Genomic DNA, 11,888 nt, shown 5'->3' with positions numbered 1-11,888 from the left:
GGACCTGTTGTGTTCGGGGCAGACGGTTGAAATTACAATGAGTGTACGATGGCCGGGTTCCTTTTGATTAATGTGAAATCGTAGATTGTTCACATTCTGGCCCGCAGACACAAAATTTTTGCAGTTTTTGACAACTTCACCACAGGCAGAGTGAGACGCTGTCTAGTCGATCCCCTCACCCGCCGACCAGACGGCCTTCTCCATGGGCAGGTGCCCGAAGCGCAAACAGTAATCCAGCCAGTCGGCCAGGAAACCATTCACCTGAACCTTTTCATCGGGGTGATGCATAAAACGGTTCGGGTAATCGTTCACCGGCGCGATCTGGCGTTGCCGGTAGCAACTGATGACTTCTGCCATCATTGCATCGTGGTAGACACGCACGGTCATCTGGGGATTATTCAACCAGCGGCCGCTGTTGTGGACCTGCTCCAGCAACAGGGTTTCGGTGAACTTTGCCGTTTGCAGCACTTCAATCCGCACTCGCCCCAAGTACTGGCTCTCCCGGTGCAATTCAAACTCGCACACCGGCTTGCCATCGGATTCCAGCTGCCGCAGTTTGCGGAGCCGCTGATAGTTGCCATCACACAACGCACCCAGCTGGCGTAAATCCGGCACATACGACTTGGGACGCTTCACCCACTCAGTCATGCCAACCACTCCCGGCGCAGCCTGTCGCGGTTCAGCTGTAGCCACTGGATAGCAATGATCGCAGCGGCATTGTTAATGCGGCCATCGGCAATCATGGCGAAGCACTCGCCGGCGCTGACCACGTGGCTGAGAATGTCTTCGTGTTCGTGCTCCATACCGAAAATACCACCGGCTTCGGCAGTGCTGACCTGTCCGCAATAGAGGTGGATCATCTCAGTGGTGCCGCCGGGGGAAACCAGGTAATCACAGATCTTGTCCAGCCGGCTGAAACTCAGGCCGGCTTCTTCCTGCCCTTCCCGCTGGGCTACGTCTTCCGGGCTTTCGCCTTCTTCGTTCATTCCGGCTACGAGCTCCAGCAACCAGGGGGATTGGTTGCGGCCCAGGGCGCCGAGGCGGAATTGTTCCAGCAGTACGACTTCATCCCTTTCCGGGTCGTAGGGGAGCACGCAGGTGGCGTCGCCGCGGATGAAGAGTTCGCGGGTGAAGGTGGGCATGTCGCGGCCGTCAAAGCGCGGGTGGGTCAGCCAGAGCTTGTCCATGCGGAAGAAGCCCTGGAAGACGGTTTCGCGTTTTTCGATTTTGACGTCGCTGGCGTTGAACTGGAACGGTTTCGGCATTCGGGTTTCCGGTTTGGTGTTCGGCTTGGAACGATAGCGGTAATGATGGTGAAGCTGCAAGTTACGGCCCCAGCCTTCTAGCCCGAAGTTTGGCGGTCCTTGGGACGTCCTTTCCAAAAACCGCTCCTTGCGGCACGTCCATGTGGCGCTTCTGCTCCGCCATCCATGGCTCTAAGCACCCAACCAAAAGGCTAGGTGCTCACAAACTCCAACCTCAAACCTTGTCGTAAAGCTTGGAGCCAGACTCCACGAACTCCCGAGACTTGGCCTCCATGCCGGCGTCAATTGCCGAGACTTCGTCAATGCCCTGCTCTGCTGCGTAATCCCTCACTTCCTGCGAGATTTTCATGGAACAGAACTTCGGCCCGCACATGGAGCAGAAGTGGGCCACTTTGGCAGATTCCTTGGGCAGGGTTTCGTCGTGGTAGGCGCGGGCGGTGTCCGGGTCCAGGCCGAGGTTGAACTGGTCTTCCCAGCGGAACTCGAAGCGGGCCTTGGACAGGGCGTTATCGCGAATCTGGGCGCCTGGGTGGCCTTTGGCGAGATCGGCAGCATGGGCGGCGATTTTGTAGGTAATGATGCCGGTTTTCACGTCGTCTTTATTGGGCAGGCCCAGATGCTCTTTCGGGGTGACGTAGCAAAGCATGGCGCAGCCATACCAGCCGATCATCGCCGCGCCGATACCGGAGGTGATGTGGTCATAGCCCGGGGCAATATCCGTGGTCAGCGGGCCGAGGGTGTAGAACGGCGCCTCGTCGCAGCATTCCAGCTGCTTGTCCATGTTCTCCTTGATCAGGTGCATGGGCACGTGGCCGGGGCCTTCGATCATGCACTGGACGTCGTGTTTCCAGGCGATCTTGGTGAGCTCTCCCAGGGTTTCCAGCTCGCCGAACTGGGCTGCGTCGTTGGCGTCGGCGATGGAGCCGGGGCGCAGGCCGTCGCCAAGGCTGAAAGAGACATCGTAGGCTTTCATGATTTCGCAGATGTCTTCGAAGTGCTCGTACAGGAAGCTTTCCTTGTGGTGAGCCAGACACCATTTGGCCATGATCGAACCACCCCGGGAGACGATGCCTGTGGTGCGCTTGGCAGTCATAGGCACATGGTGCAGGCGGACGCCGGCGTGGATGGTAAAGTAATCCACCCCTTGCTCGGCTTGTTCGATCAGGGTGTCCCGGAAGATTTCCCAGGTCAGGTCTTCCGCAACGCCGCCCACCTTTTCCAGCGCCTGATAGATAGGCACGGTGCCGATGGGAACCGGGGAGTTGCGGATGATCCACTCGCGGGTTTCGTGGATGTTCTTGCCGGTGGACAGGTCCATCACCGTGTCGGAACCCCAGCGGATACCCCAGGTCAGTTTTTCTACTTCGTCTTCGATGGACGAGGTCACCGCCGAGTTGCCGATGTTGCCGTTGATTTTCACCAGGAAGTTGCGACCGATGATCATCGGCTCGGTTTCCGGATGGTTGATGTTGGCGGGAATAATCGCACGGCCCCGGGCCACTTCATCCCGAACAAACTCGGGGGTGATTTCAGGCGGCAGGTTGGCACCGAAGGACTGGCCGGGGTGTTGATCCACCAGCAAGCCATTGGCCCGGGCGTCTTGCAGCTTCATATTCTCCCGGATAGCAACGTATTCCATCTCCGGCGTAATGATGCCCTGGCGGGCATAGTGCATCTGGGATACGTTTCTGCCGGGCTTGGCGCGAAGTGGCTTTCGCTCGTCCATAAACCGCAGGGGATCAAGCTGAGGGTCTTTCATGCGGCGGCGGGTGAATTCGGAGGTGTAGCCGTCCAGTTGCTCTACATCGCCCCGTTCGGCAATCCAGGCGGCACGAACCGGCGGCAAGCCCTTACGCAGATCAATAGTGGCTTCCGGGTCTGTGTAGGGCCCGGAGGTGTCGTACACCACCACTGGCGGGTTCTTTTCGCCACCCATTTCAGTGGGGGTGTCGCCCACGGTAATTTCCCGCATTGGCACCCGCAGATCAGGTCGGCTACCCTGCACGTATATTTTTCGTGAGCTTGGTAATGGTTTGATTGCTGCGGAGTCTACTTTTGCGGAGTCGCTGAGGTATGCTGGTAAGTCCGTCATGAAATGCTCCCGGTTGCTCTTGTGGTATCGGGTCGCGTATGACGGAGTTGCGACAAATAGCCCTACAGGCATGGTGTCGCGGTTCATCTGGCCTTAATCCCTACGCCGGTATTATCCGGATCAGGTCGCGGGTTCTGCGTTGCAATCTCAGCCGATCGCCAGTTTATGGCGAATCAGCACCCCGTCAAGACGCGATTCTGAATTGGTTTGCCCACAAAATACGTGGACTTAGCAAGTCTAGAGACGGGAACGATTATTGTCCATAATGGTCAACCAATACCTTTGGGTCATTGCCGGGCAGATTCCCGGAGTCAGTATTTCAGGAGAACCAATGAAAAAACGTTTACTTCCAGGATTGATCACCCTGCTCGCAGCCCAGCCTGCGCTTGCTCTGGATCTGATGGAAACCTACGAGAAAGCCCTGTCTTATGACTCCGGCATTGCCTCTGCCATGGCACAGTTCCAGGCACAGCAGGCAACCAGCGATGTCAGCAAGAGCGCCCTGCTGCCCAAAATCTCGGCGGTTGGGTCAGCAAGCTACACACGTTTCGAGCCCAGGAATATACCCGGGGGGGCAAACGCCGATGAGCTGACGCGGCAACTCTTCTCGGGAGACAGTTATCGAACCTACCGCTACGGCGTCGAGCTGACCCAGCCACTGTTCCGGGCTCAAGACTGGTTCAGCTACGAAGCCAGCCAATTCCAGGCCGAGGCGGCCGAGGCCCAGTACAACCTGGCCCAGCAACAACTGATTCTGGATGTGGCAACCGCCTACTTCGATGTCCTGCGCGCCAAGGACACCGTCACAACCGCAAAAGCGACTGAAACGGCCATCCAGCGCCAGTACGAACAGGCCCGGGAACGGTTTGACGTGGGGCTCATTGCCGTCACCGAAGTCTATGAAGCGCGTGCCAGCTACGACGATGCCAGGAGCCAGCGCATCGCCGCCGACAACGACCTGAATGTGGCCAGGGAACAACTGGCCCGGTTAACCGGAGAATATCCGGACGCCATGGAAAATCTCAGGCAGAATTTTCCGCTCGGGCGCCCGGAGCCCATGGATCCGACTTCGTGGGAAGCAACCGCGGTGGAGCAAAACTGGTCTATTCAGGCGGCCCTGAGGCAACTCAATGCCAGCGAAGCCAGCCTGAAAGCGGCAAAGTCCGGTCATTTGCCAACCCTTGAGCTGAGCGCCTCCTACCAGGAAACCAGTCTGGAGAACGCCCTTTTTACCCAGCAGGAGCGCAGCCAGTCCGTTGCCTCACTGTCACTGACCATCCCGCTCTACACGGGCGGCGGCACCCAGGCCGGCGCCCGGGAACAGCGTTCGCTGGTCACCGCCGCCGAACAGGACCTGAATACGGTGCGCCGGGATGTACAGGTGAACACCCGCAGCCTGTTCCTGACCGTGAACAACAACGTGGAGACAGCCTCTGCCCTTGAGCAAACCATCATCTCCCGCCGCAGTGCACTGGATGCAACCCGCGCCGGCTATGATGTAGGTACCCGGAACATTGTGGAAGTGCTGGATGCAGAACGTGCGTACTACGTGGCGCTGCGGGATTACGCCAACGCCCGCTATGACTACGTGATCAACACCCTGCAACTGAAGCAGGCGGCAGGCACCCTGAGCCCGCAGGATCTGATTGACCTGAACAACTGGCTCAGCGAAGGCGCACGGGGCATTGAAGCCCTGGCCGAAGAAGGAAAGACACTGGACGATCCGGTGCAGTAAGTCGGGCAGCTTGCAGAATATTCCGGGTGCCAGTGCGGCACCCGGAGTTACAACCGCTCCGTAATACCCTCCACGACCTTATCCAGCGCACCCCGGTTCTTGTTGACCACCGCCAGAGCCCGCTCACCGTATGCCTTCAGCGCCTCCGGGTCGTCTATCAGTGAACAGATCGCCCGCGCCAGCTCATCCGCATTTTCGACCAGCTGGACACCCTGATCATCCAGTAAGCGCTGATAGATTGTCTCGAAATTAAACACATGAGTGCCGGAGAATACCGGAATGCCCCAGGCCGCAGGCTCCAGCGGATTGTGCCCTCCCCGCTCGATCAGTGAGCCGCCCACGAAGGCGAGGTCACTGGCTCCGTAAAGCATCATCAGCTCTCCCATGGTGTCGCCAAGATACACCTCCGCACCAGCGGGAGATGCTCCTGTTGACCGGCGAACCACGGAAAAGCCCTCGCCTTGAGCCATCTCAGCTACCGAATCAAACCGCTCCGGATGCCGGGGCACAATGATGAGTAAGGCATCGGCGTGCTGAGCCAGAATCTGGCGATGAGCCGCCAGCAATTGCTCGTCTTCTCCGGTGTGGGTGCTGCCGGCAATCCAAACGGGGCGCTCACCCAGGGATTTTCGGAAGCTGACAGAGGCCGCACGGACATCATCAGGAATATCCGCATCGAATTTTACGCTGCCGGTGACCTCAACATTACCCGGAGCCACTCCGATGCGGCGAAACCGCTCTGCGTCTTTTTCGGCTTGCGCAGCCACCCAGCTGATGCTTTTGATAATAGGTGCTGCCACGCCCCGAACCCGTTCATACCCCCGGGCAGATCGTTCAGACAGACGGGCATTGATCAGAAAAACAGGCACATGACGGTGTCGGCACTGGCGAATCATATTGGGCCAGATTTCCGTTTCCATGATCACCAGGATGCGGGGGTTAACCCGATTCAGAAAACGGCGGATAGCGCCTGGTGTGTCGTAAGGGGCGTAGGCATAGGCTACCCTGTCACCAAACATCTTCCGGGCCTGGGCCAGCCCGGTATCGGTCATAGCTGTCATCAGGATGGTCGCACCCAGGTTACGGGCCAGCAGGCGCCGGACCATGGGGCCGGCGGCAATGGTTTCTCCCACGGAAACTGCGTGAACCCAGATAACCGGCCCGTGCATCTCGGGCACCAGTCCCAGCCGGTGCTGCCAGTTCTGCCTCAAGGCCGGCGCCTTGCGGCCCTGCCACCAGAGCCGGACAAGGATAAACGGCAGGGCGAGCCGGATCAGCAGGGAATAGATAAACTGGAACACGCAGGACTCCCGGCAAAACAGTGCGTTATCATAGGGATAAATTTGTTGTGGACGGGCATCTTGCCCCCCGGTAAAACGTTTGTCGATGCAGGATTCACGATTTTGAAAAAGAAGTACCGCAAACTCCCCAGAAACACCGACTACTCAGCTTACCGCCATCCCCGCTGGTGGCCAACCTGGCTGGGCATTGCGGTGATGTGGCTGGCTGCGCAGTTACCTATCCGCTTTCAATGGTGGCTGGGCAAGGTGATCGGCCTGGCCGCCTGGAAACTGGCGAAGAGCCGGCGACATATTACCGAAACCAACATCCGGCTGTGTTTTCCTGAGCTGAACAAGCACCAACAGGACGCACTGGTGCGCAATGCCTTTATCGCCAACGGTATTGGTGTGATGGAACTGGGCATTGCCTGGTTCCGAAACCCGGCCAAACTTACCGGCATCACGCAGGTGCATGGTGTGGAGCATCTTGAGAAGGCACTGGAAGGCGGCCACGGCGTGCTGCTTCTGGGCGGCCATTACAGCACGCTGGACCTGGGGGGCAGCCTGGTTACCGAGTTTATTGAAGCGGACGTGATGCAGCGGGACCACAACAACCCGCTGATGAACGCGGTGATGACCCGTGCCCGGGGCCGGCGCTATGGCACGGTGCTGGGCGCCAAGGACCTGCGCGGCTTGTTCAAGTGCCTGAAGCAGAATCACGCGGTGTGGTACGCCACCGACCAGGATTACGGCCGCAAAGACATCGTTTTTGCCCCTTTCTTCGGCATTCCGGCCGGCAGCATTACCGCCACGTCCCGGATTGTGGAGCGCAGCAAATGCAAGGTAGTGCCGTTCAGCCACTTCCGCCGCGAAGACAAACCGGGCTACGACATCTATTTCCAGCCGGCGCTGGAAAATTTCCCGACCGGCGATGACCTGCAAGATGCTACACGCATCAACGCCATTATCGAACAGGAAATCCGCAAGGCGCCGGATCAGTACCTTTGGATGCACCGCCGCTTCAAAACCCGGCCGGACAAAGACGACCCCGGCTTCTACGGCCGCAAACGCAAGAAAAAAGGCTAGTCCCTTGGAAGACGATGCGCAGGCGCCGGTCATCTGGCTGATTACCGACAACAAACCCGGCCACCGCAGCCAGTTGCGAGGCCTTGCCGGGCGTTTGCGCGCACTAACGGGCGCAAAGCTGTATTGGTTAAACGCTGCGGATTACACCGTGCCGCTCTGGCGGGCTTTGCTCGGGCTGGCTCCCACTATGGACAAGGCCTTGCCCCAACCTGACCTGATTGTTGCGGCGGGTTCCGGCACTCACCGGCTGCTACTGGCCCTGCGCCGGTACCGCAAGGCAAAAACACTGGTACTGATGAAACCAGCCTTTCCCCTTAACTGGGTAGATGGCGCCATCATTCCCGCCCACGACGACGTAAAACCTTCAAAAACCGTGCTGAACACGGAGGGCGTCATCAATGCAATCACGCCGCTGTCCGAACTGACCGGCAAGCCGAACGCACTCATACTCGTCGGTGGTCCCTCGGAGCACTTTGACTGGAACAACGACACAATCACCTCGCAGATCAGCGACCTGATTGCCCGATACCCCCGGTGGCACTGGACCATCAGCGATTCCCGCCGCACACCGGAGGCTCTTTACCGGAGACTGACGGAACTTCAAAACGAAAACATCTTGGTTGTTCACCACAGCCAGACCTACGACGACTGGCTGAAACACCAGCTGGAAACCTCCCGGGCTGTCTGGGTAACGCCAGACAGCATGTCCATGGTGTGTGAAGCCGCCACCTCTGGCGTTCCTACCGGCATTTTCGACCTGCCCCCCCAGGCGGGTAGCCGGGTGGTTAATGGCATTAGCCGTTTAGCCAGGCTCGGGCTGGTCGCCCACTGGAGCGACCATGCCAGTGTAATGGCAGAACACCAGCCACAACACCCGAGGCTATGGGAAGCCGATAGGGCAGCGCGCTGGATCATCGAGCGCTTTCCCCGCCTTCTCCAGTCCGGACAAAACAAGGAGCAACGACCGTGAAAATACTGCAGGCCTTACCCGCCTTGTACAGCGGCGGCGTGGAACGTGGCACCGTAGAGTTTGCGGCAGAACTGGTCAAACGTGGCCATCAGTCATTCGTGGTCTCCAACGGTGGACCAATGGCCGAACAGGTTCGCGGCCAGGGCTCGACTCATATCCACATGCCAATTCACCGTAAAACACCCGCCTCGTTCGGGCAGGTTTTACCAATGCGCAAACTGCTGCAAGAGCTCAAGCCGGATATTGTGCACGTGCGCTCAAGGATGCCCGCATGGATTATCCACCTGGCCCTGAAAACACTACCGCAACATGAGCGCCCAGCCATTGTCTCCACCTTTCACGGTATGTATTCCGTAAACCCCTACAGCGCCATCATGGCCAGGGCAGACCAGGTGATAGCGGTTTCCAATTGTGTCCGGGACTACGTACTGGAAAACTTTCCTGTTCCGGAAAACAAACTGACAGTAATCCAGCGCGGCGTAGACATTGACGCCTTCCGCAACCGCGCCATCAACGACCAGTGGCTTGATATCCTGCTATCGCGGTTTCCACAACTGGCTGGCAAGAAGATCATCATGATGCCCGGCCGGATTTCCCGCTGGAAAGGCCAGCTGCATTTCATGGAAGCCATGGCCAGAATCGTACGCCAACGGCCGGATTGTCACGGCATCATCGTTGGCGGCGCAGAGCCCGGTAAGGAAAGATTTCTGCAAGAGCTGGAAAAAGAACGCAGCCGCCTGGGCCTGACCGACAAGGTCACCTTCCTGGGGCAGCGCAATGACATGACCAACCTGTACCTGCTGGCCGATGTGGTGTGCCATATGTCCACCAAGCCTGAGCCGTTCGGGCGGACAGTAACCGAAGCCCTGGCGTCCGGCACACCGGTGGTGGCTTACAACCGGGGTGGCGCCGCAGAAACCCTGCAGGCCTGTTTCCGCGAGGGACTGGTTACGCCGGATGATACAGGGGCTTTCGCCAGTGCGGTGCTGGGCCTGCTGGATAAGCCCCGGCCGGAGATTGAGTTGCCGGAGCGGTTTTTGTTGCGGGCGCAGACGGAGGCCACGCTCGCCATCTATCAAAAACTGATGGCAGCGCGGCAGGATCTCACCCCGTGAATATTCTGATGCTGATGCTCTCGGACAATCCAGATACCGGCGGCATGGAAAAACACGCCCGTGAACTCTCCAGCGAACTGGCACGACTGGGGCACACGGTGACGTTGGCGGCTGCATCACAGCATCTCTCGGACCTTGAACCAGCGGTAAAAACGCGAGCATTGGATACAGGTGGCTCACGCAACTCTCCCTTTTTACTGCTCACCGTCCTTCGTCTAATCAGAGCCAACGGTTTCGATGTTATTCATGCACAGGGCACGAAAGCGGCCTTCGTTCTTCAGCGGCTGACACCTTTTACGAGAAGCCTGATGCGAGTAGCGACCATTCACGGCTTCAAGTCGCGCTACCCTAAAGCCGCTGCGTTTCACCAACTGATCGCCGTCAGTCAGGCCCTTGCAACGGACATCGCCCAACCGGGCGTTACGGTCATCTACAATGGCGTATCGGTTATTCCTCAGGCGCCAGCCCTGCTTCCCAAGGAAACAGAACGGCCGGTTTGGCTGGCCGTGGGCAGATTGGTGTCGGTCAAAGGCTTCGACTTTCTCATCAGAACCTTTCAGTATTGCCCGGGAACCCTGCTCATAGCGGGTGACGGGCCTGAGCGGCAGCGACTTGCGGATCTCATCAGCTCAACCCATCAGTCTGAGACGGTGAAGTTGCTTGGCTTCCGCTCAGACGTTCCCGCACTGATGGCTGCGGCAGATGGGGTGGTGATCAGCTCTGAAAGAGAAGGGTTTTCTTATGTGTGTGCAGAAGCGCTCTTGCTCGGTAAGCCCGTCATTTCAACCGACGTACCGATAGCCAACGAAATCTTGCCTGAAAAACACATCTTTCGTGGTGAAGACCCAAAGCGGTTTGCTGCTTATCTAAGCCAAGACACTTCAACATTGGTCGCCGAGCAGGCAGAAGCACAAGCATTTGCTGCTGATCAACTATCGCTTTCCAGCATGGCTAGCCAAACGCTGAATGTCTATCAGAGAGCTATCGCTAACCTTGTTTCAATACACTAATAATCTTCGCCGCAATCCGTTCATGCCCTGCGGCTGTCAGGTGAGTACCGTCCTCCATGAGAGTGAGGTCGCGATGCGCCCAGATATCCTCATAAACATCCACGTACATCACATTATCGTGGGATTCCGCAATCCTCGCTAATGCTTCGTTGTAGACTTTGATCCTTGGGTTGCGTGGCTCATCCAGGTTGGGCGCCGTTGCAACAAGAATAAAACGGGTCTTGGGCGCCGATACAATCACCTGATGAAGGTTATCCACGTATTCTGATAACGGTACCTGTTCAACAGCCCCCAAACGCTTTTGCAGCTGCCATACACGCGCCAGTTTCTTGAGCTTCTTAACCAGCTTTCTGGCCAGTTTACGCAAGGGGAAATCAGGGTAATAAAGCACATAGGGTGCCCCGCGAAACGTTAGCCAGGAGTCCACCAGACCATACTGGACAAAAGCAACAGCGTACTGTGACGCGGGGAAAGCACGATTGTACTCAAGCAGTTCACGAGTCGTGCTCATAGTGTGTCCGCAATTGGTCAGCTCAAGCGCTTCCGACTCACAAACAATCTGTGGCCATAAAGGGAAACATTCACCTTTAAGCCCTTCTGTGTTGCAATCCCCGTATGCTATTGCCCGATTCACTCTCTCGCCTCAACTAATGAAACCATGCTAGACCTGTCTGACAAGTTGCCGTTCGCGCAGGGCTACAATCGCCTGTGTTACGAACACCCGTTAGATTCAGCCCGCTGCCTGAAGATCGTTCGCCCCGAAAATATTGCAGCCCGCACCCAAAGGCAATCACGCCTCAAGCAGCTTTTAGGAACCAATCGGCTCAACGATAACACCCAGGAGATCATCGCGCACAATCAGCGTGCCATACGAGAACTGCTCGCTAAAGGTCGCGAAGATCTTGTCTGGTCGCATCTGCCAAGGTTCTATGGAAGCGTGCAAACTTCCCTTGGCGAGGCCAATGAAAGCGAACTGATTCGTTGTGCTGATGGCAATGTTGCGCCAACGCTCGAAACACTGATGCAAGACCATGGCCTGACACCGGAACTGGAAACAGGCATCAGAGAATTTCTCGACTGGCTGAAACAAACCCGAATACTCACCAGAAACCTGCTCCCTCATAACCTGGTCGTCACGGATCGGATTGGCCGCACTCAATTGTTTCTGGTGGATGGTCTCGGGGCGCCAACGATCCCCCAGGCGCTGGCGCCGCTACCGGGCTGGAGTTCACATTACATAGATAGAAAGATCGACAGGTTCAGAAAACGACTGGCCTGGGAACAAAACGGCGAAGGTCTATCCTGGGAAGATTTCCAACGCCTAAGATAAAACCG

General features: G+C 57.6%; 11 protein-coding genes and 1 riboswitch. Of the genes, 6 read left to right on the top strand and 5 right to left on the bottom strand.

Annotated elements, in window-relative coordinates; all coding sequences use genetic code 11:
- Positions 1-162: 162 nt before the first annotated feature.
- The 3 genes from H3Z84_RS05465 to thiC form a co-directional block, all read right to left on the bottom strand.
- A complete protein-coding gene (locus H3Z84_RS05465) occupies positions 163-648 on the bottom strand; it encodes a DUF1249 domain-containing protein (RefSeq protein WP_199456763.1) in 486 nt (161 codons plus the stop codon).
- Positions 645-1,265: an NUDIX domain-containing protein gene (locus H3Z84_RS05460; RefSeq protein WP_199456762.1), complete on the bottom strand. Its 621-nt coding sequence runs from the start codon at positions 1,263-1,265 to the stop codon at positions 645-647. Before H3Z84_RS05460 ends, H3Z84_RS05465 begins: the two co-directional genes overlap by 4 nt.
- A gap of 214 nt (positions 1,266-1,479) precedes the next feature.
- Positions 1,480-3,357, bottom strand: a complete 1,878-nt coding sequence (gene thiC / locus H3Z84_RS05455) for a phosphomethylpyrimidine synthase ThiC (protein WP_199456761.1) — start codon at positions 3,355-3,357, stop codon at positions 1,480-1,482.
- A gap of 80 nt (positions 3,358-3,437) precedes the next feature.
- A riboswitch (TPP riboswitch) is annotated at positions 3,438-3,551 on the bottom strand.
- A 137-nt stretch (positions 3,552-3,688) separates the two neighbouring features.
- Between thiC and H3Z84_RS05450 the strand changes: the two genes are divergently transcribed.
- A complete protein-coding gene (locus H3Z84_RS05450) occupies positions 3,689-5,092 on the top strand; it encodes a TolC family outer membrane protein (RefSeq protein WP_199452535.1) in 1,404 nt (467 codons plus the stop codon).
- Positions 5,093-5,139: 47 nt separating this feature from the next.
- Here the strand turns inward: H3Z84_RS05450 and waaA are convergent, their stop codons facing one another.
- Positions 5,140-6,393, bottom strand: a complete 1,254-nt coding sequence (waaA, locus tag H3Z84_RS05445; RefSeq protein ID WP_153741304.1) for a lipid IV(A) 3-deoxy-D-manno-octulosonic acid transferase — start codon at positions 6,391-6,393, stop codon at positions 5,140-5,142.
- A 102-nt stretch (positions 6,394-6,495) separates the two neighbouring features.
- On the opposite strand from waaA, the gene lpxL reads away from it, so the two are divergent.
- The 4 genes from lpxL to H3Z84_RS05425 are packed head-to-tail and all read left to right on the top strand — an operon-like array spanning position 6,496 to position 10,553.
- Positions 6,496-7,458, top strand: a complete 963-nt coding sequence (lpxL, locus tag H3Z84_RS05440; RefSeq protein ID WP_199456760.1) for an LpxL/LpxP family Kdo(2)-lipid IV(A) lauroyl/palmitoleoyl acyltransferase — start codon at positions 6,496-6,498, stop codon at positions 7,456-7,458.
- A gap of 4 nt (positions 7,459-7,462) precedes the next feature.
- On the top strand, positions 7,463-8,428 hold the full coding sequence (locus tag H3Z84_RS05435) for a mitochondrial fission ELM1 family protein (protein ID WP_199452537.1): 966 nt from the start codon (positions 7,463-7,465) through the stop codon (positions 8,426-8,428).
- Entirely contained in the window at positions 8,425-9,543 is a 1,119-nt protein-coding gene (locus H3Z84_RS05430) for a glycosyltransferase family 4 protein (RefSeq protein ID WP_199452538.1), read from the top strand. The genes H3Z84_RS05435 and H3Z84_RS05430 overlap by 4 nt, the downstream gene beginning before the upstream one ends.
- Complete coding sequence (locus H3Z84_RS05425) at positions 9,540-10,553, top strand: glycosyltransferase (protein ID WP_011784316.1); 1,014 nt, start codon at positions 9,540-9,542, stop codon at positions 10,551-10,553. The genes H3Z84_RS05430 and H3Z84_RS05425 overlap by 4 nt, the downstream gene beginning before the upstream one ends.
- On the opposite strand, the gene H3Z84_RS05420 is transcribed toward H3Z84_RS05425, so the two are convergent.
- Positions 10,531-11,187, bottom strand: a complete 657-nt coding sequence (locus H3Z84_RS05420) for an SGNH/GDSL hydrolase family protein (RefSeq protein ID WP_011784315.1) — start codon at positions 11,185-11,187, stop codon at positions 10,531-10,533. The genes H3Z84_RS05425 and H3Z84_RS05420 overlap by 23 nt on opposite strands.
- A gap of 24 nt (positions 11,188-11,211) precedes the next feature.
- On the opposite strand from H3Z84_RS05420, the gene H3Z84_RS05415 reads away from it, so the two are divergent.
- Entirely contained in the window at positions 11,212-11,883 is a 672-nt protein-coding gene (locus H3Z84_RS05415; RefSeq protein WP_011784314.1) for a YrbL family protein, read from the top strand.
- Positions 11,884-11,888 lie beyond the last annotated feature (5 nt).

It is taken from the genome of Marinobacter sp. bablab_jr003, from assembly GCF_016464245.1.
GTDB classification, from domain to species: Bacteria; Pseudomonadota; Gammaproteobacteria; order Pseudomonadales; family Oleiphilaceae; genus Marinobacter; species Marinobacter vinifirmus.
The sequence above is the reverse complement of the archived record's forward strand: the minus strand, read 5'-3'. Positions and strand labels throughout refer to the sequence as shown.